Source organism: Kineococcus radiotolerans SRS30216 = ATCC BAA-149, from assembly GCF_000017305.1.
In the GTDB taxonomy this organism is placed as follows: Bacteria; Actinomycetota; Actinomycetes; order Actinomycetales; family Kineococcaceae; genus Kineococcus; species Kineococcus radiotolerans.
In genome coordinates this window covers 4,511,310-4,530,883 of the sequence record NC_009664.2, presented here as the reverse complement: position 1 = coordinate 4,530,883, position 19,574 = coordinate 4,511,310, and the positions used below count along the sequence as shown (strand labels likewise).

Sequence of the window (19,574 nt, the reverse complement as noted above, 5' to 3'; positions counted from 1 at the left end):
CCCAGCCCCAGCCCCAGCGAAGCTCCTCGCTGGTCACTCTTTCGGACCCCAACTGACCGATCGGCTTGTTGTACCGACTAAAACGTATATGGTGGTCAGGTGACCACGACTCCTCCCGCCGGCCCCACCGGCCCGACTGGCACTGCCGGCCCCACCGGCGTCATCGGCGTCACCACCGGCGCCGGTCCCGCCCGCGCCGGCAAGCGCGCCTGGCTGGCCCTGATCGTCCTCACTCTGGCCGTGGTGCTCCTCGCCGTCGACGGCACCGTCCTGGCCTTGGCCATCCCCGCCTTGACCGCTGACCTGAACCCCAGCGGCACCCAGATCCTGTGGACCGGCGACATCTACTCCTTCATGATCGCCGGACTGCTGGTGACGATGGGCAACGTCGCCGACCGCGTCGGGCGCAAACGCCTGCTGCTCATCGGCAGCGTCGGCTTCGGCCTCAGCTCCACCCTGGGTGCCTTCGCCCCCAACCCCGAACTGCTCATCGCCGCCCGCGCCTTCCTCGGCTTCTTCGGCGCGATGATCATGCCCTCGACCCTGTCGATCCTGCGCAACCTCTTCGATGACCCCCGCCAGCGCGCCACCGCCGTCGCGGTCTGGGCCGCCGGCGCCACCGGCGGCGCGGCCATCGGCCCCCTCATCGGTGGGGCACTGCTGGAGCACTTCTGGTGGGGCTCGGTCTTCTTGCTCAACGTCCCCGTCATGCTCATCGTCCTGATCGCCGGTATCGCCCTGCTGCCCGAATCGCGCAACCCGGCCGGCAACCGCATCGACTTGCCCTCCGCGGCCCTGTCGGTGCTGACCATCGTCCCGATCGTCTACGCCATCAAGCACCTGGCCGGCAGCGGCTTCGACGCCTCCGTCGTGCTCACCGCCGTCATCGGCCTGATCGCCGGTGCGGTGTTCGTGCGCCGTCAGCGGCGCCTGACCCACCCGCTGGTCGACGTCTCGCTGTTCAAGGTGCCCGCCTTCGCCGGGGCCGTCGCCGCCGAGACCATCGCGATCTTCGCCTTCATCGGGCTGCTGTTCTTCTTCTCCCAGTACCTGCAGCTGGTCCGGGGCCTGAGCCCTCTGCAGGCCGGGCTGATCGAACTGCCCGCCACGCTGGCCTCGATGGCCGTGATCGCCATCGCCGGCTTCGTCCTGGGCCGCTTCGGGCGTGGGCGGGCCATCGCGATCGGCATGCTCACCTCCGCCCTCGGCCTGGGCCTGCTGGCCGCCGCCGAAGGCGTCTCCGGGTACCTGCTGCTGTGCGTGGCCATCGCCGTCTGCGGTCTGGGCGCGGGCCTGTCCACCACCCTGGCCACCGACGCCGTGGTCAGCGCCGTCCCCAAGGAACGCGCCGGCGCGGCGTCCTCGGTCTCAGAAACCGCCTACGAGCTCGGCGTGGCCCTGGGCATCGCCGTCCTGGGCTCGCTCCAGGTCGCCCTCTACCGCGCCAACCTCGAAGGCTCCGGTGCGCTGCCCGCGACGCTGCCCGATGGCCTGCGGACCGCGATCGAAGACTCCCTCGCCGGAGCAGCCGCCGCCCTGGGGCGTGGCTCACTGGACACCACCGCCGCGACTGGCATCATGGCCGCCGCCCAGCACGCCTTCACCGAGGCCATGCAGGTCACCTCCGTGATCGCGGCGCTGCTGCTGGTCGTGTCCGCAATCGTCGCCTGGCGCACCATCCCCTCCCCGCTCGGAAAGGACACCGCACGATGAGCCCCACCGGGCAGCGAGCCACCACCCCGACGACGTCGGGCGCCGGCGCCACGACGGACAAGAAGACAGCCACGAAGACAGCCAAGGCGACGACGAGCCGCAAGCCCTCGCCCACCCGCGAGCAGCCCGCGACCAGGGCCCAGCCTGCGACCAGGGACCGTGAACGCACCCGCCGCGCCCTGCTCGAAGCCACCGACCAGCTGCTGCACGAACGCGGCACCGGCTTCAGCCTCGCCGACGTCGCCGCGCGCGCCGAAGTCTCCAAGGGCGGGCTGCTCTACCACTTCCCCACCCGCGACGCCCTCATCATCGCCGTCGTCGAAGCCGGCCTCGCCCGCTTCCGCGACGAAGTGATGGCCCACGTCGACCTCGCCGAGAACCGCCCCGGCAAGGTCCTGCGCGGCTACGTGCGCGCCCTGTGCGGCTCCAGCCAGGAAGCGGTCAACACCTTCGCCCCCTCCGCCTGGAACGGCGTCGACGTCATCGCCGAAGTCGCCGACCTCCTGCACACCGACGCGAACTGGTGGCGCGAGACCTTCGCCCGCGACGGCCTCGACCCCCAACGCACCCTGATCGTGCAGTTCGCCGCCGAAGGTGTCGCCGCCGCCCTCGCCATGGGCGCCTACATCAACGACGACGAGATCGGCCTCGCCCGCGACGGCCTGCTGGCCCTCACCGAGGCGACGTGACCAAAGGTTGCCGCCTTCACCCGATGATGCCGGGCCGTCAGGAACGGGTATCAGAACCAACATGAAGTACTCACCGGCACGGCTGGAGCACCTCCTGGCACAGCTGGATCGTTTCGACCCGGCAAGACGACCGTCCTAGCGCGTCTCGTCGTGATGGCTGGCGCGTTGACGCCCGCTGCTGATGCGCGCCCTGGTCGACAGCAACCCCTCCCGGGTGCGCCACGACCTCGCACGAATCATCACCCTCACTGACTGGGTTCACCTCACCCCCACCCACGACGCCCGCTCCTACGACTCCATCCGACCCCATCCGGCACCTCATTGCCGACTCCGTGGAGCCGGTGGTTCGTCCGCGCGCGTGAGCCCCGGAATTCGCTCACTGACGCTGGGGCGGGCGGGGAAACCGCGGTAGGTGGCCGGGTACTGTCCCGCGGCGTGGGGACATCAGGTGCCGCAGCGCCGGTAGGTGTATCCCGGGTCCTCAGGGGTGACCAAGTCATGATCACGCAGGATCATGGATCTGGGATGGTCACCGTCGCGGCACGCCGCGGTGAAGCCGTCGTCCCCCAGCTCGTCGGTGTACTCGACGTCCAGCACGACGGGGTACTGGTCCTGGTAGGCCGAGCATTCCTCGAACTCGACACAAGACTCCGTCACCGCGAAGTCGTACCCCATCGCCCGCAGCCGCACCGACTGCTCGGCGGTGTTCTTCTGCGCGATGGCCAGACCAGCCGCGTGGGCCAACCGGGCGTACTCCTGCGCGAGCGCGAGGTTGTCCTCGACGGTGAGGACGGACCGTGAGCGGGTGTAGGAGTCCACGTTGTCGATCTCCACGGCCTCGTACCCGGCGTCGGCGCACCCGGTGATCCACGCTCCCACGATCTGGACCAGCGCAGCCCGCCCACGGGCCGTGGAGGTGTCGAAGAGGTACTCATCGGGCCAGCCTTCGTCGACCAGCGGCGCGCCGTTGACCAGCACGAGCAGCTCAGGGTGCTGCGCCGCGAAGACGGCCGAGTCCTCGGGCTGGGTCTGGAAGCCGTTGACGTAGCAGATGTCGTACCCCACCTGAGCCGGGGCCTCAATGCGGTCGCGCTCCACGATGCTCACCCCTGGCGGTGGGGTGTGAGGCCCGCCCAGTTGGTAGTCGAACCCGCCGTCTACCGGCGGGAGGGCCACAGGAGGCGAGGAGTCGCTCGCCGGCGCCTGTGCGGGCCCCGCCAGCGTCGACGCCGATGCTGACGCCGATGCTGACGCCGATGCTGACGCCGATGCTGACGCCGATGCTGACGCCGATGCTGACGCCGATGCTGGCGCCGATGCTGGCGCCGATGCTGGCGCCGATGCTGGCGCCGATGCTGGGGCTGAGCCGGGCGGAGGGACGTGTGAGGAGTCTTGAGGTGGCATGAGAGCGCACCCGACCAGCAGTACCGAGCCGGACAGGGCCGCCACCACCGCCGAGGCCGTCGACGTCGCGCGCCCCGCCGGCGCGAGACGGGACGACGTGATCATCCGGATCCTCCCTGGGCATCACGCACCCTGCCTCCGCTGGCCTTCGTCCAGCAGCGACCGCTTCGCTACTGGGCTTGATGAGCACGCGACTGTACCGGGCGCAAGAAGCAGCCGCCGTGCGCTGATGTCGTCGAGGCCCCTTGTTTCCGGCGTGCGCCGTTGGCCCGGCTGATGACGTTCTTCCTCTTCGGGTGCGTGAGTGCAGAAGCGGCCGCTGCCGGCTCGAGTGCCCGTTCTAGGCATCCACGCCGACACCCCTCGACCAGCCCACCAATCGGGCCGGTTCGACGAACCTTCCGCCGCGATGAGTCCACACGCGGCACCGCAGCGCCGCCTACAGCGGGTCCGCACCCCGATCTGCGCCCAGGTCCGCGCCCAGGTCCGCGCCGCCGCTGTAGCGCTCCACCTTGCTCAGGCAGTGATCGCTGGTGACGGAGCGGACGGTGCCGCTGCGTGAGCGCATCACCAGCGATCTGGTCCGCGCACCCCCCGGGACGTAGTGGACCCCGGCCAGCAGGTCCCCGTCGGTGATGCCGGTAGCGACGAAGAAGGTGTTGTCGCCAGCCACGAGGTCGTCGGTGTGCAAAATCCGATGGAGGTCGTGTCCGGCCTCCAATGCGCGGCGGCGGGCATCGTCGTCACCGGCGTGCAGGCGAGCTTGGATCTGTCCACCCATGGCCTTCATGGCGCACGCGGTGATGATGCCTTCGGGAGTACCGCCGATCCCCAGCAGGATGTCGATCGAGGAGCCGGGGCTCGCCGCGGCGATGGAGGCGGCGACGTCGCCGTCGGAGAAGAGCTTGATGCGCGCTCCGGCCTGACGTACCGCGCTGATCAACCCGGCGTGACGCGGGCGGTCCAGGATGGCGACGGTGATGTCGGCGCCGCCCACTGCCTTCGCCTTGGCCACCGTGGCGATGGTGTCGGCCACGGGGGCGTCGATGTCGACGCGGCCGGCTGCTGCGGGGCCGACGACGAGCTTGTGCATGTAGAAGACGTCACGGGGGTCGTACATGCTGCCGCGGTCGGAGGCGGCGATGACGGCGATGGCGTTGGGCATGCCGCTGGCCAGCAGGGTGGTGCCGTCGACGGGGTCGACGGCGATGTCGATCTGCGGGCCGCTGCCGTCCCCGACGAGCTCACCGTTGTGCAGCATCGGCGCTTCGTCCTTCTCCCCCTCCCCGATGACGATGCGCCCGCGCATGGACACCCCGGCGAGCACCTCCCGCATGGCGTCGACCGCTGCGGCGTCGCCGCTGTTCTTCTCTCCCCGTCCGGCCCACTGTCCCGCCGCCATCGCCGCGGCCTCGGTGGCACGCATCAGGTCCAGGCCGAGGTTACGGTCAGGCAGCTGGTAGCGCAGGGGTTGGATGTCGTGGGGGGCCATGGGCTCGTCTCTCGAGATGGATGGTGCTTCCGCAGGCGGCAGGGCTTTCCTCAGCCCACGGCGAGGAAGGTCGTCGTACCGGTGACGCGCGTTGATCCGTGGTGAGCGTGCTGCTCCGGGTTCCGCTGGCCGGGTTTGCGCTACCTGCACAGACCGCGCGCGGATCGGTGAGCGGACACCTTCGTGGGTCTCGCGGGTCAGTGCTTGACGGCCACGACCGGGCAGTCCGCGCCTAGGAGGATGCGCTGGGTGTGGCTGCCCAGGATGAACTTCATCGTGGCGGAGCGTCGCGCCACGCCGGTGACGACCAGCTGCGCCTGCACGTTCTCGGCGAGGTCGATGACCTGCCCGGCGGGGTCATCGGTGGGTTCGTGCACCTGGTGCGGCAGGCCGGAGCCGCTCAGCTGCGCCTGCAGGTCCTCCAGGACCGCCGGGGAGAAGAACGTGCGCCCCCCTTCACGGTCACTGTGGCTGAGGACCACGTGGACGGTGGTGGTTCCGGGGTACTGGGCGGCTCGCTCCTCGACGTGCTGCAGCGCCCAGCGCAGCGCCGCGGCGCCCTCAGGGCGTTCGCTGGTGTGGACGACGATGCTGGGCGCTGCGGCTGCAGCGGCCGATCCGGAGTGCACAGGGTTCACAGCTGTTCTCCTCTTCCGCTCGCCTCGAGGCGAAGGGTCACAGGGCGAGGTCGCGACCAGGGCAGGGCCAGGGCCAGGGCAGAGTCACAACCGGCCTTCAGGGTCAGGGGGCGAGGCGGGCGGCCTCGTGCGGGGTCAGCGGGCGAGTGCGGTGCCCGGTGAGCAGCAGGTGCAGCTTCGCGGTCTCCTCCAGCTCTTCCAGGGCGTCCAGTGCCGCGCTGAGCGTGGCGCCGGCGACGACGGGGCCGTGGTTGCTGAGCAGCATTGCCAGGTGGCTGCGGGCGGTGTCCTCGGCGAGCGCCTCCAGCGCGGTGTCGCCGGGGGCGTGGTAGGGCAGCAGGGGCAGGGTGCCGATGCGCATGGCGAAGTAGGCGGTCAGCGGGGGCAGGGCGTCGGCTGGGTCGAGGCCGTCCAGGCAGGAGACGGCCGCAGCGTGGGTGGAGTGGGTGTGCACCACCGCGTTCGTCCCGGGGCGGGCCCGCAGCACCGCGGCGTGCAGGAACGCCTCCTTGGAGGGTTTCGGCCCCTCCAGGTGGGTGCCGGTCAGGTCAACCAGGGACAGCTCGTCGGGTTCGACGGTGCCCAGGCTGGAGCCGGTGGGGGTGATGAGGAACCCACCCTGGGTGCGGACACTGATGTTGCCGGTGCTGCCGTGGGTCAGGCCGCGGGTGAACAGTGACCGGGCGCACGCGACGACGTCACGGCGCAGCTGATCCTCCCCGCTGGTCTCAGCAGCACCCGGCCGGCTCGTTCCCGCCGCCTTCGACGCTCCCGGGGCGCTCACGCCGGCACCGCGGTCTCGGTGGCGGTGTCACCGGAGCTGGCCGGGCTCGCCGTGTCACCGGAGCTGGCCGGGCTCGCCGTGTCACCGGAGCTGGCCGGGCTCCCCGTGTCACCGGAGCTGGCCGGGCTCGCCGTGTCGGCGGCGCGCACGAGCAGCTGCGGGTCGCCGAAGTTGCCGGACTTGAGCAGCAACCACAGGTGCCTGCCGTCTCCGTCGTCGGCCCCCTGGGTGGCACCACGGCCGGTCTCGGGGCGTGCGGTGCGGATCCAGGGGACACCGGGGGCGGCCTCGGAGCCGATGAGCCCGTCGCTGACGCCCAAGGCGGTGACGACTGCACCGGAGGTCTCCCCACCGGCCACGACCAGGCGACGAACTCCCCGCTCGGCGAGGCCGCGGGCGATGAGGCCGGTGGCCTCCTCCAGGATCAGCGAGGCCCGTTCGACACCGAGGGCCTGCTGCGCAGCGCGCAGCTGCTGCGGCGGCTGGGAGGAGTAGATCAGCGGGGCGGGGCCGGCGGGGTCCTGCTGCTCGTACCAGTTCAAAGCCTGCTCGGCCAAGGCTGCGGCGTCAGGGGTTTGCACCGCGTCCAGGAAGTGCGCCGGGTGCGCGGAGCTCCCGGGGGCTGCAGTGCGCAGCGCGGTGAGCTGCTCCAGGGTGCGAGCGGAGCAGCTGCCGGCCAGCACCGCAGCCGGTCCCCCACCGGGCACGTCCCCACCGGGCACGTCCCCACCCGTCGCATCCGCACCGGGCGCATCCGCACTCAGCGTGCCCTCGACGGGGGGCGATGCCGTCCCTGCGGCTCGCTGTGACACGGCGCGCTCGCGCTGAGCCAGGGCGGCGCCGAGGCCACCAGCCAGGCCGGCGGCCCCGGTCAGCAGGGGCAGGTCAACGCACGCCTGCCCGATGGTGAGCAGGTCCTGCTCGTCGAGGGCGTCGACGACGACGTAGTCGGTGCCGGCGGCAGCCGCGGCCTGCAGCGACTGGCGCACCGCTGCCGCGCCGCGGGCCACCACCGATCGGGTGAGCAGCGCGGTGGGATGCGTGGTCTGCCCCTGCAGCAGACGCTGCACGTTGCTGTCGGTCATCGGCGTCAGCGGGTGGTGGCGCATGGGAGACTCCGCCAGCGGCACGTCACCGACGAACAGGTTGCCCAGGTACTGGGTGCGGCCGTGGGCCGGGGAAGCCGGCACTACCACGGTGGTGGCGGCTCCTGTGAGCTCCAGCAGCGCGTCAGCGACGGGGCCGATGTTGCCGCGAGCGGTGGAGTCGAAGGTCGAGCAGTACTTGAAGTACAGCTGACGGACGCCTTGATCCTGCAGCCAGCGCGCAGCCTGCAAAGACTGCTCGACCGCTTCGGTGGGCTCGATCGTGCGCGACTTCAACGCAACCACGACCGCATCCAAGCCCGCCTCGACCGCAGCCGAGGCGGCAGTGGGGACACCGAAGTGCACCGCGACACGCAGACCGGCACGGCGGAAGGCCACAGCGACGTCGGTGGCCCCGGTGAAGTCATCAGCGATGGCACCGATCACGGGAGCAGTCCCATAGTCCGACAACGGGCTCGACACCGGGCTCGACAACGGGCTCGACAACGGGCTCGACAACGGGCTCGACAGCGGGTTGAACGTGGGGTTGGAGATGGGGCTGGACGTGGAGTCGGTCACCGCACGCCCGCCGTCAGCTGCTGGTGCAGCAGCTCCGCTGCCGCTTGCGGGCTGCTGTAGACGCGCCGGCCCAGCTCGGAGGCCAGCGCCGGTGCGGCTGGGGCCAGGGAGTACTGCGCCAGCAGCACCGCCCCGGTGTCGGGGTGCTCGGCCAGGGCCGGCAGCAGGGCGGAGTACAGGGCCTCGGTCAAAGCCTCCTGGTCCCCCTCCAACGCGGGTCGCACCGCGCCGGGCACGACCACCGCGTCGACCTCCACCTGGAGGCCTTCGCTCGCGGCCTGCTGCAGCAGCCGTCGCCGGCTGTCGTTCATCGAGGCCGGGTTGGAGGCCACCAGCAGGATCCGACGGTGACCGGAGCGCAGGACGGCGTCGAAGGCCGCGCCGTCGGGGGGCAGCAGCGGCACGGGGGCTGCCTCACGCAGGGCGGCGGTGACCGGCCCGTACAGCGAGCAGGTCAGCAGCACAGCGTCAGCACCCTCGCGCACGGCGTGCTCGATGAGGCGGCCCATCCGCTGAGCCAGTTCGTCGGTGACCCCACCGCGCTGTTCGGCTTCAGGCAGGAGGCGGTCGTCGAGGATGTTCCACAGCACCGCGTCGGGGAAGGCGTCGGCGAAGGCGGCGGTGACCGGCGGAATGGAGGCCGGGGTGGCACTGATGAGCGCGACCAGCGGACGCGGGGCGCTCCCAGCGGGGAGCTGGGCGGGGAGCTGAGCGGGGGACATGGGTTCTCCTGCGGCGTGCGGTCGGTGATCGTCCTGCGCGGTCCGGTGCGGCGCGGTCCGGTGCGGCGCGATCCGGTGCGGCGCGATCCGGTGCGCTCCGGTCCTACGCGGTCCGGTGCGATCCGGGCCGCGACCCGCCCGGTTGGGCGGGTCGCTACCCGGTACTGCGAACCGTCAGACGCGCGCGGTCGCGGCCACGACGGCGTCGGCGAAGCCGCTGCAGGAGGAGGTGCCGCCCATGTCAGGGGTGGTGGCGCCCTCGGCGACGGTGAGGTCGACGGCGGCTTCGACGATGTCAGCGGCGCGGGCGATCTTCTCGTCGTCGAACTTCGCCGCCAACCAGCGCAGCAGCATCGCGCTGGAGAGGATCATCGCGATCGGGTTGGCGATGTCGCGCCCGGCGATGTCGGGAGCCGAACCGTGCGAGGCCTGAGCCATGGCGTGGGTGGCGGAAGAGTTGATCGAGGGCGCGATGCCGAGGGAGCCGGCGACCTCCCCGGCGAGGTCGGAGAGGATGTCGCCGAACATGTTCTCGGTGACGATGACGTCGAACTTGTCCGCCCGGCGCACCAGGTGCACGGTGGCGGCGTCGATGTGGAAGTCGTTGATGGCGACGTCGGGGTACTGCTTCCCCACCTCGCGGCAGACGTCGCGGAAGAGACCGGTAGTCATCTTCAGCACGTTGGCCTTGTGGACGATGGTCACGCGCTTGTCGCGGGTGCGGGCCAACTGGAAGGCCTCGTGGGCGATGCGTTCGGTCGCGGCGCGGGTGATGATGCCGTGCATGATCGCCACGTCGGGGGTGGGCATCATCTCGCCGGTGCCGGCGAAGGTGTTGCGGTCGGCGTAGAAGCCTTCGGTGTTCTCCCGCACGATGACCAGGTCGGTGCCCTCGACGATGGCGTTGCCGCCGCGGAAGGCCTTGGCGGGACGGATGTTGGCGAAGAGGCCGAAGTGCTTGCGGATGGTGCCCGAAGGGTTCAGCTGGGAGCGGTAGGGCTCGGGGTAGGCGGCGCTGTCGTGGGGGCCCAGCAGCCAGCCGTCGACCTCGTCGAGGGCGTCGAGGGTCTTGGTGGGGGTGTGCTCGCCGTACTCGTCGATGGCGGAGCGCCCCAACGGCAGCTCGGTCCAGGCGATGGGCGTGGCGCCGGCGGCGGCCACGGCCGCGTCGAGGATCTTCACCGAGGCCGGGACGATCTCCGGGCCGATGCCGTCGCCGTGCAGGACGGCGAGGCTGTACTGCTTCGACCCCACGGCAGGCGCGGCCGGGGTCGTCGCGGTGGTCGTCGCGGTGGAGGCGGTGCTCATCGTGGTGTTCCCATCTGTCGACGCGCAGTCGTTGACGCTGCGTGCGTGGATCGGTTCGAGTAGAGACATCGGGTGGAGCGGTGTGGCGGGTCCCGGGTCCCCCGTCTCGCGGGGGACCCGGGCGCGCTCAGAGGGAGACGGAGATCGCGCCAGTGAGGACGCAGAACCCGGCGAAGATCAGGGAGACCACGACGACCCAGCCGATGGCGAAGCGCTGGAAGTCGCCGAGCTCCTTCTTCAGCAGGCCCAGGAGCACCCACAGCGGCGCGGAGGCCGGGCCGATCATGTGGGCCATCTGCCCCACGACCCCGGCGCGGGCGATCTCCATCGGGTGGATGCCGTAGGTGGAGGCCGACTCCGCCAGCACGGGCAGGATCCCGAAGAAGAAGGCGTCGTTGGACATGAAGAAGCCCAGCGGGATGCTGATGAGGGCGGTGAACAGCGGGACCAGACCGCCCAGGGAGTCGGGCACGACCGACAGCAGCGAGTTCGCCATCGCACTGATCATCCCGGTTTCGGACAGGATGCCGGTGAAGATGCCGGCGGCCAGGACGAGGATGACGACGGGAACGGCGTTGGCGCCGTGGGTCTTGATGAGCTCGCCCTGTTCGTGGCGGGTGGGGACGTTGACCAGCAGGGCGATGACGAAGGCGACCATGAAGAGGATGACCAGCGGCGCCAGGTCCAGCACCAGCAGCACCAGCAGGGTGACGGTGAGGACGAGGTTGAACCAGTAGCGCCACCCGATACCGCCCGTCGCGGTGCCCGCGCCAGCGGCAGCACCGGCGGCCATGGTGGAACCATCACCGGCGCCGATACCGGCAGCAGCGGCAGCCGCAGCGGAGTGCGCGCCGCCGCCGAGCATGGTGGCCACGCCGCCGGAACCACTGGAGCCGCCAGATCGGGAGCCGGCGCGGATCTCCGCGGCGAGTTCGACGATCAGGTCGGCGTCGACCCGACGTCGTTCGCGCAGGCCCAGGACGACGGCGACAAGGAGGATGAACACCGAGGTCAACGCGAGGGAAGGGATGAGGGGGACGAAGTAGTCCCCGGCGTCCAGGTGCATGACGCTGATGGCGCGGGTGGCGGCCCCGCCCCAGGGGGTGGAGCCGGAGATCAGGCCCAGGGACATGGTGGCCAGGACGGCGATGATCAGCGGGTTCATGCCCAGGCGGCGGTACAGCGGGATGAACGCCGAGCAGACGATCATGTAGGTGGTAGTGCCGTCCCCGTCCAGCGCCACCGCGAGGGCGACGACGGCGGTGCCGACGCTGATGCGCAGCGGGTCACCCTTGGAGATGCGCAGGATGAAGTTGGTCAGGGGGTCGAACAGCTTCAGGTCCATCATCAGGCCGAAGTAGAGGACGGCGAACAGCAGCAGGGCTGCGGTGGGGGCCGTGGTCTCCAGGCCGGCTTCCATCATGTCGGGCAGGTCCAGGCCCCGCCCGGCGATCAGGGCGAAGACGATGGGGGCGGCGATGATGGCGACGAAGGCCGTGGCCCAGCGTCTCATGACCACGATCATGAATGAGATCAGTGTGGCGAAGCCTAGAACTGCGAGCAACGTCGCTCCTTGGGGGTTCGAGGCGATCCACCTGCACCAGGGGCAGGTGAGCCGGGTGAAGGGGAAAGTCAACGGGTGGCACGTCGGGTCACGTCGGGTCACGTGGAGGACCGTCGGTGACGGCGGCGACGACGGCACCGCACCGACGGCGAGCAGAGCGTCACCTCGCCGGGCTGCGACGAGGAGACGGGGCGATCGAGGCGGAGGCGCACACGAGGTGCAGCCCCCTGGAGCTGTGGTTCCGCCGTAGCTCGCGAAGGGTCCATGGCTGCGGCGCTGGAGCGAGGTTATAACGAGCGCTGGTCCTCGTCAACGCCGGACACCACGCCCCCTTCTCCTCTAGTGACCCGCCCCACAGAACGTGAGGCACGAACGACGAGACGTCCTACTGCCCAATCAAGAGCCTCTGCCTACGCAGAGGGCCCCCGCGAGCGGGTGCATTCGGTGCTCTCACCGGCCGTCCTTGAATGCATGGAGTAGACCCTGGGCAGTAGTCATGGAGCCAAGCGGGCGGTAGCGTTATAACCGCCGTCGAGACCAGGAGCACCATGACCGTCAACGCCGACCTCAACGTGGACGCCTTCGCCACGAAGAGCGACTTCGCCTACACCCGGGTGCGGGAGCTGATCCTGTCAGGGCAGCTGGAGCCCGGCGCGGTGATCCACCAGGCCGCCCTGGCACGCCGGATCGGAATCAGCACCACTCCCCTGCGTGAGGCGCTGCGCCGACTCAAGCAGCAGGGCCTGGTAGAGCTCGACGCCCACCGCGACGCCCGGGTCAGCGCGCTGGACGCCACCGAAGCCCGTGACCTGCTGGAGATGCGTCGCTCCCTGGACCCGCTGGCCGCTGCGCTGGCCGCGGAACGGCGCACCAAGGCTGAACTCGCCGAGATGCGTGCTGCTCTCGAAGGCCTGGACGCCCTGCCAGGCAAGCCGACGTGGGACCAGCTGGCTCATCACCGCCGCTTCCACACCGCGATCTACCGCGCCTCCCACAACGCCATCCTCATCGAATCCCTCGACGGGCTGTGGGACACCGCCGACCGCTACCGCCTGCACGGACTGCAGGTCGAGCGCAGCGAGCAGGAGCGGGCGATGAAAGCCGGTGAGCACCATCAGCTCCTCGAAGCGATCACCGCCGGCGACGCCGAAGGCGCCTCGCAGGTGATGTTCGCCCACATCGAGACCAGCCTGGGCGCGAAGTCGGCCTGGCGCCTGGCCAAGCCGCACTCCCCCGAACTGCCCACCAGTACCGCCGTCGCCCAAGGCTGAGCACGCGGTGGGCGCGACGGTAGGCGCGACGGTGAGCGAGGCAGGGTGCACCAGTTGGTAGCGAAAGCGGGGTGCACCAGGTGGTGAGCGTCGTACCTACCGCGAGGAGCTCCGTGGCCGGGGACATGGCTACCGACCCAAGCCGTGCTGCCCAGGTGGTCACTTTCGCGCTGCCTCCCGCAACGGCCCACCGGACCCTGAAGCTGGGCGTGCTCCACGCCGGCGACCACGTACTGACGGGCCGCAACCGCCCACCGGAGGACGACGATCCGGAGGACGATCACCCGGAGGAAGCGGGTAGGCACCGTCGCTGCACCTGAGCCTTCATTTGGCCCGTCCCCACCCACACCCCTGACACGCCAGGAGCCTGCAATGACCTCCCCCACCCCGGCTTCCACCCCGACTCCCGCCCCAGCCCCATTCACCACCGCCGACCTCTACGACGAGCACGGCAAGCGCCTCGGCTCCTGCGACACGCCGCTGCGGCAGTTCGGTGCCCACCGCGCCTTCAGCGGCGCCATCCGCACGGTGCGCTGCTTCGAGGACAACGCCCTGCTCAAGTCCGTCCTCAGCGAAGCCGGACACGGGCAGGTCCTCGTGGTCGACGGCGCCGGCTCCCTGCACACCGCCCTGATGGGCGACATGATCGCCGACATCGCCACCCGCAACGGCTGGGCCGGGGTCGTCATCCACGGCGCGGTGCGCGACGTCGCCGTCCTCGCCGGCATTGAACTGGGGATCAAGGCCCTGGGCTCCAACCCACGCAAGAGCGCCAAGACGGGGGCAGGCGAGAAGGACGTGCCCGTCGAGTTCGGCGGCTGCACCTTCACCCCCGGACATCACCTGTGGTCCGACGACGACGGGGTCGTCGTCTTGCCCGCTTAGAGCAGGTCCATCCACCGGCCTGGACGTGGGGTTGAGTCTCCTCACTCACATGCGCGGTGAGGTGGGTTTGACCGCGGCCGCCCACCGCCGTGAACACGACCGTCACCGCTACCGCCTTGCCGGAGGGCTCTCGGTGTCGTCACTTCCGGCCGCGACACTGGCGAAGTAGCCGTCGGGCTCTAGCGCAACACCCGGTTATTGGTGCGAATGCTGATCGTGGTAGCGGTGTTCAGGACTCGGTCCAGGTCCAGGTTTACGCCTAGCCGGCCAGGCTGGTTGGCTGGTTGGGTGGGCGACGTGCGCAGCAATGCCCTTGGCTAGGGCGGCGCCCTAGGTGGAGATCGCGTCGCTTGGATCTCACTGCCTCGTAGAAGCGTTCGATCTCGCTGCCGTCTTGATCAAGAAGCGGTGCGCGGTCAGGGGACGATGCAGCTTGAAGCGCGGGATGATCGCCGACCCTGAGCCCGGGTTCCCTCTTGACCGGTCCCAGCTCGCCAGCCCTCAGCTCGCCGACACAATGAGTCCATGGCCGTCGCTGCTCGCCCCCCGCTTTTCGACGCGCACCTGCACATCATCGATCCCCGGTACCCACTGGTTCCCAATGACGGGTACCTCCCCCCGGCGTTCACGACCGAGGACTACCGCGCGAGCGCCGCTACCCTCGGCGTCATCGGCGGGGCTGTGGTGTCTGGCTCCTTTCAGCGCTTTGATCAGAGCTATCTGCTGGCCGCCCTCGCCGACCTCGGCGCCGGCTTCGTGGGCGTGACCCAGCTACCAATCACTACCCCGGACGAGCAGATTCGCGCCTTGGCCGCCGCCGGCGTTCGTGCCATTCGGTTCAACGTCCGCCGAGGCGGCTCGGAGAGCCTCGACCAGCTCGACCGGCTGGCGCGGCGGGTTCACGACCTCGCAGGGTGGCACACCGAGCTCTACATCGACGCAGCCGACCTACCTGACCTGACTGGCACGCTCAGCGCGCTCCCGCGGATCTGCATCGACCACCTCGGCCTGTCTCGCGAGGGCCTGCCGCATCTGCTCCGCCTGGTCGAGCAGGGCGCCTTCGTCAAGGCCACCGGCTTCAGCCGTGGTGACCTCGATGTACCCGCCGCCCTGCGCGACATCGCCCGAGCCAACCCTGCTGCGCTCCTAGCCGGGACCGACCTGCCCAGCACACGAGCACCCCGGCGCTTCACCGACTCCGATCTCGATCTGATCGTCGACACCCTTGACGAGCTCGACCTCACCGCTGCCGCCTTCAGTGACAATGCCATCGCGCTCTACCGGCCCTGACCCGAAGCCGGAGGACCAAAGACCCGTCTTGGCTATGGTGCTGCGCCCGGCGGCGGGAGTGACCATCACAGCTTGCGCTCCTCCCGCGGCGAACTCCGCAAAGATTCCTCTGTGGGGTCGACGCGCACTGCCGGTGGGTACCCACTTGCAAGGCCGGCCGAGGGGGGAGCGATAGTCATCTGGTGAGTGAGCTCGACGATGTCTTGTCCAACCCCGTTCTGTCTGCTTTACACGGCCCTCAGCAGCGGTTCGGCGCGGTGCGCGGGCGCGCTGCCCGCTACGCGCCACAATTCGCGATCTTCGCGGGTCTGCCGCTGGAGCCACGCGGGGAGGACTGGTCAGACCTGGCGGCACTGTGTCAACCAGGCGAGACCGTCATCGTCGTGCACCTCGGTACGCAGCCGGTACAACCCCCCGCGACGTGGAGCCTGGTGCGCCAGTTCCACGGCTTGCAGATGGAGGGGACGGCAGTTGCCGCCGGGGACAATTTGGAGATCGTGGAGCTTGGCTCAGACCACGAGCAGCAGATGGCGGAGCTGGTGGCACGGACGCAGCCCGGTCCATGGTTCGCGGGTACCGCGCAGATGGGCCGCTACCTGGGAATCGTGGAGCAGGGACGACTGGTGGCCATGGCGGGTGAGCGGATGCGCGTTCCGGGCGCCACGGAGATTTCCGCGGTGTGCACGGATCCCGCCCAACGCGGCCGCGGGCTGGCGGGCCGGCTGGTGCGGGCAGTCGCCGCCGGCATCCGGGCCCGTGGCGAGCGGCCCGTGCTGCACGTCTCCGCCGGCCACAGCACAGCAATCGGCCTCTATCACCGCATCGGTTTCACCACCACCCGCGCGATGAGTTTCGACACGGTGCGCCTCACTGGCTGAAGCGCAGGCGACCGTCAACGGCCGGCACTAGCGCGGACGATTCGCCCTCGGCCCCGTCGCGGAGGACCTCGTCATTCATCACTGCACCCTCTGAATGCGGCGATCCCCAAGCAGCGACCCCGCGTGAACGTCGACACCCCGTCAACGGAAAGTCAGCACCACCGGCCCCCCTGCGGCCCACCCCGCTACGCGCAAGCCCGTGAAAAGAGGGCAGACCGTCCTGGTTCACCGTCCTGGTTCAGCGCGCGGCGAGGATCCCGACCCACGTGCGGTGGGGAGGGCCGTGGCCGAATGCCGTTGGCGACCTCATTCACCTTCGCCCCCCGGTAGATGGCCAGCACCCACCGCGACGCCTCGCAGAAGCCGGCGCGGAAGTGACGGTACCCGCAGGGAGTGGACACCTGGCGGTCGAACTGGAAGCGCAACTGCTCCCACGTCACCACCACCGTCTTGCGCAGGTAGCTCATCCGGCACGTCAGCCACGTGTACACGTCCAAGCACAGCGGAGAACCGCGCAGCAGCCGCAGAGTGCCGATGTCGACAGAGTGCCGATGTCGACGGGCAGGGGGCGGTGGGTGACCTCTTCGTACAGCTCCGCGCTGAAGGTGACGCTGGAGGGCAGTGCCACTTCGACCGCTACCGCCGTCGGCTTCGCACCCCGTGGGGCGGCGCCGGTCGGGGCGGCGCTGCGGGCACCGCCGGCCTTGGTGCCTTGCCGGGCCCCAACCCGGCCCGTGCGTGCCCCTCGTGCTGCCACTTACGCTGGCCCGGTCCGCGGCTCGGCACCGGCTGACCGCACGTGCTAGGAGGAGCAGCGGTGAAACGGACACTGACCATCCGCGGGGCGGTGCTGGAAGAGGTTGGGCGGGCTCGCCCGTTCGCAGACTCGCGACCGGTGACGATCAGCGAGCTCGATCTGGACCCGCCCGGCCCGGGGGAGGTGCTGGTGCGCATCGAGGCGGCCGGCCTGTGCCACTCCGACCTCTCGGTCGTCGACGGTAACCGGGTCCGCCCGGTCCCGATGCTGCTGGGACACGAGGCCGCCGGGATCATCGAAGCGCTCGGCGCTGGGGTCGAGGACGTGGAGCTGGGACAGCGGGTCGTCATGACGTTCCTGCCGCGCTGCGGACGCTGCGCAGGTTGCCGCACCGAAGGCAAGCTGCCGTGCCTGCCGGGCAGTGCTGCCAACGGAGCCGGGGAGTTGCTGGGCGGGGGGCTGCGGCTGCGCCGCGACGGGCAACCGGTCAAGCACCACCTGGGCATCTCCGCCTTCGCCACGCACGCCGTGGTGGACCGGCGTTCGATCGTGCCGGTCGAGGCGGACGTGCCGCCGGCGGTGGCGGCGCTGCTGGGGTGCGCTGTGCTCACCGGCGGTGGGGCGGTGCTCAACGCGGGCCGACCCCAGGAGGGCGACGACGTGATCGTGGTCGGCCTGGGCGGGGTGGGCATGGCCGCGGTCATGACCGCCGCCTCCCTGGGGACCGGCCGCGTCATCGGCGTGGACACGGTGGCGGCGAAGCTGACCGCCGCCCGAGCCGCGGGGGCTTCGCAGGCCCTGACTCCGCAGGAGGCGCTGGCGGAGGGGCTGCGCGCGCCGGTCGTGGTGGAGGCGGCCGGCAATGTGCGCGCCTTCGAGACGGCCGTGCAGCTGACGGCACCCGGAGGCACCACGGTGACTGTCGGCCTGCCCGCGCCGGGGGCTCGCGCGCAGATCGAGCCGCTGGGGCTGACGGCTGAGGCACGCACGATCGTCGGCAGCTACCTGGGCTCTGCGGTGCCTGCGCGTGACATCCCCACCTACGTGCAGCTGTGGCGGCAGGGGCGACTGCCGGTGGAGCAGCTGGTCTCGGCCACCATCAGGCTCGAGGACGTCAATGAGGCGATGGACACCCTCGCCGACGGCCTCGCCGTACGTCAGCTCATCGTCCCCGAACCTGGTTGAGCCAGGCTGGGCCCAGTAAGCCCGATGGGCCCGATGGGCCCAGTGCGGCTCCGACTCGGCACCACCGACCACCACGTCTGAAGGAGCGACACCCATGGCCCGGCGACCCTCCGTCTCCAGTGTCCAAATCGCGCGGGAGGCGGGAGTGGCCCAGTCGACCGTGTCGCGGGTGCTCAACGGCGGCAGCGTCGCCCCGCAGACCAGGCGCCGAGTGCTGGAAGTCCTGGCCAAGCACGACTTCCAGCCCAACCTGGCGGCGAGGTCGTTGGTCGCTGCCCGCACCGGTCTGGTCGGGGTGGTCATCCGCGACCTCACCAACCCCTTCTACCCGATCATGGTGCGCGCGGTGGAGCGGGTGCTGCACGAGGAGGGTCTGCGCCTGCTGCTGCTCAGCGACGTGGCCACCGCGCAGGAGAGCTTGGCGATGCTGCGCAGGGAGCGGGTCGACGGGGTGGTCTTCACCTCGGCCCTGCGCGAGGACCCCCTGGCGTGGCCGGTCAGCGAGCACGGGATCCCCGTGGTGCTGTGTCACCGGACCATCGAGGGGTTCCCCGGGGATCAGGTGGAGGCGGACAACACCACCGCGGGCAGGCTGGTCGCTGATCACCTGCTCGACCTGGGCCATCGACGCATCGCGATGGTGTGCGGAACGGAGCGGGCGAGTACCGCCGAGCAGCGCGGGGCGGGTTTCCGCGCCCGGCTCGCTGAGCGGGCACCGCAGGTCGACCTGGTGGAGGTGCAGGGTGACTACGACTACGCCACGAGCTACGCGGCGGTGCGCGAGCTGCTGGCTGCTCCGCAGCCCCCGAGCGCGTTGTTCTGCCACAACGACGTGATGGCCCACGCGGCGCTCAACGCCGCCGCGGCCGAGGGCGTCGACGTTCCCGGGCAGCTGAGTGTCGTCGGGTGCGATGACGCACCCGCCTCCGCGTGGGAGCGCATCGAGCTGACGACGGTGCGCCAGCCGCTGAGCCGCATCGCCGAAGTGGCCGCCCGCCTCCTGCTGGAGCGGCTGCAGGACCCGGAGTCGCCGCTGAGCCACGAGGTCCTGCCCGTGGAGCTGGTGCTGCGCGCCACCACCGCGCCGTGGAGCGCAGACACCGCCAGCTGATGTGACACCACCCCCTGATGTGACTCGCCGCGTGATGGGGCACGCCGCGTGATGGGGTACGCCGCGTGGTGGGACACGCCGCGTGGTGGGACACGCCGCGTGGGGGGACACCCTGCCTGGTGCTGCAGGCGGCGCGCGCAAGGACGGTGGGGGTTGACGGGTCGGGCGTCTAGCTCTAGCTTCGCACCATCGTTGGATACGTATCCACTACGGATGCGA

General features: G+C 70.4%; 17 protein-coding genes. 9 read left to right on the top strand and 8 right to left on the bottom strand.

What is annotated here, in order from left to right; all coding sequences use genetic code 11:
- Nucleotides 1-99 precede the first annotated feature (99 nt).
- Both KRAD_RS21600 and KRAD_RS21595 read left to right on the top strand, forming a co-directional pair.
- Nucleotides 100-1,713, top strand: a complete 1,614-nt coding sequence (locus KRAD_RS21600) for an MFS transporter (protein WP_012087831.1) — start codon at nt 100-102, stop codon at nt 1,711-1,713.
- On the top strand, nt 1,710-2,402 hold the full coding sequence (locus KRAD_RS21595; protein ID WP_012087830.1) for a TetR/AcrR family transcriptional regulator: 693 nt from the start codon (nt 1,710-1,712) through the stop codon (nt 2,400-2,402). Before KRAD_RS21600 ends, KRAD_RS21595 begins: the two co-directional genes overlap by 4 nt.
- A gap of 444 nt (nt 2,403-2,846) precedes the next feature.
- Here the strand turns inward: KRAD_RS21595 and KRAD_RS21590 are convergent, their stop codons facing one another.
- Nucleotides 2,847-3,578, bottom strand: coding sequence for an endo alpha-1,4 polygalactosaminidase (locus tag KRAD_RS21590; RefSeq protein WP_041292332.1), 732 nt, complete (start codon nt 3,576-3,578; stop codon nt 2,847-2,849).
- 56 nt (nt 3,579-3,634) lie between these two features.
- Between KRAD_RS21590 and KRAD_RS26715 the strand changes: the two genes are divergently transcribed.
- The gene (locus tag KRAD_RS26715) at nt 3,635-3,808 is read left to right on the top strand and encodes a hypothetical protein (RefSeq protein WP_203417648.1); all 174 of its coding nucleotides are present in this window, start codon (nt 3,635-3,637) and stop codon (nt 3,806-3,808) included.
- 437 nt (nt 3,809-4,245) lie between these two features.
- On the opposite strand, the gene glpX is transcribed toward KRAD_RS26715, so the two are convergent.
- From glpX to KRAD_RS21550, 7 genes are all read right to left on the bottom strand, one after another.
- On the bottom strand, nt 4,246-5,298 hold the full coding sequence (glpX, locus tag KRAD_RS21580) for a class II fructose-bisphosphatase (protein WP_012087826.1): 1,053 nt from the start codon (nt 5,296-5,298) through the stop codon (nt 4,246-4,248).
- Between the two features lie 197 nt (nt 5,299-5,495).
- Nucleotides 5,496-5,936 carry a universal stress protein gene (locus KRAD_RS21575; RefSeq protein ID WP_012087825.1) on the bottom strand — a complete coding sequence of 147 codons (441 nt, stop codon included), beginning with the start codon at nt 5,934-5,936 and terminating at the stop codon, nt 5,496-5,498.
- A 103-nt stretch (nt 5,937-6,039) separates the two neighbouring features.
- Entirely contained in the window at nt 6,040-6,645 is a 606-nt protein-coding gene (gene otnC / locus KRAD_RS21570; protein ID WP_041293693.1) for a 3-oxo-tetronate 4-phosphate decarboxylase, read from the bottom strand.
- Nucleotides 6,646-6,716: 71 nt separating this feature from the next.
- Nucleotides 6,717-8,252: a four-carbon acid sugar kinase family protein gene (locus KRAD_RS21565; protein WP_012087823.1), complete on the bottom strand. Its 1,536-nt coding sequence runs from the start codon at nt 8,250-8,252 to the stop codon at nt 6,717-6,719.
- A 128-nt stretch (nt 8,253-8,380) separates the two neighbouring features.
- Nucleotides 8,381-9,106 carry an aspartate/glutamate racemase family protein gene (locus KRAD_RS21560; RefSeq protein ID WP_012087822.1) on the bottom strand — a complete coding sequence of 242 codons (726 nt, stop codon included), beginning with the start codon at nt 9,104-9,106 and terminating at the stop codon, nt 8,381-8,383.
- A 174-nt stretch (nt 9,107-9,280) separates the two neighbouring features.
- Nucleotides 9,281-10,414 carry an isocitrate/isopropylmalate dehydrogenase family protein gene (locus tag KRAD_RS21555; protein WP_012087821.1) on the bottom strand — a complete coding sequence of 378 codons (1,134 nt, stop codon included), beginning with the start codon at nt 10,412-10,414 and terminating at the stop codon, nt 9,281-9,283.
- A 127-nt stretch (nt 10,415-10,541) separates the two neighbouring features.
- On the bottom strand, nt 10,542-11,939 hold the full coding sequence (locus KRAD_RS21550; RefSeq protein WP_157873695.1) for a CitMHS family transporter: 1,398 nt from the start codon (nt 11,937-11,939) through the stop codon (nt 10,542-10,544).
- A gap of 587 nt (nt 11,940-12,526) precedes the next feature.
- Here KRAD_RS21550 and KRAD_RS21545 point away from each other — a divergent pair.
- The 6 genes from KRAD_RS21545 (at nt 12,527) to KRAD_RS21515 (ending at nt 19,355) form a co-directional block, all read left to right on the top strand.
- Nucleotides 12,527-13,249 carry a GntR family transcriptional regulator gene (locus KRAD_RS21545; protein ID WP_012087819.1) on the top strand — a complete coding sequence of 241 codons (723 nt, stop codon included), beginning with the start codon at nt 12,527-12,529 and terminating at the stop codon, nt 13,247-13,249.
- 372 nt (nt 13,250-13,621) lie between these two features.
- On the top strand, nt 13,622-14,134 hold the full coding sequence (gene rraA, locus KRAD_RS21535) for a ribonuclease E activity regulator RraA (protein ID WP_012087817.1): 513 nt from the start codon (nt 13,622-13,624) through the stop codon (nt 14,132-14,134).
- A 525-nt stretch (nt 14,135-14,659) separates the two neighbouring features.
- On the top strand, nt 14,660-15,424 hold the full coding sequence (locus KRAD_RS21530) for an amidohydrolase family protein (protein ID WP_012087816.1): 765 nt from the start codon (nt 14,660-14,662) through the stop codon (nt 15,422-15,424).
- A 182-nt stretch (nt 15,425-15,606) separates the two neighbouring features.
- Nucleotides 15,607-16,302, top strand: a complete 696-nt coding sequence (locus tag KRAD_RS21525; protein WP_012087815.1) for a GNAT family N-acetyltransferase — start codon at nt 15,607-15,609, stop codon at nt 16,300-16,302.
- Nucleotides 16,303-17,131: 829 nt separating this feature from the next.
- Nucleotides 17,132-18,244 (top strand): alcohol dehydrogenase catalytic domain-containing protein, encoded by a 1,113-nt coding sequence (locus tag KRAD_RS21520; RefSeq protein ID WP_041293688.1) that lies wholly within the window; start codon nt 17,132-17,134, stop codon nt 18,242-18,244.
- Between the two features lie 94 nt (nt 18,245-18,338).
- Entirely contained in the window at nt 18,339-19,355 is a 1,017-nt protein-coding gene (locus KRAD_RS21515; protein WP_012087812.1) for a LacI family DNA-binding transcriptional regulator, read from the top strand.
- The last annotated feature ends 219 nt before the right edge of the window (nt 19,356-19,574 follow it).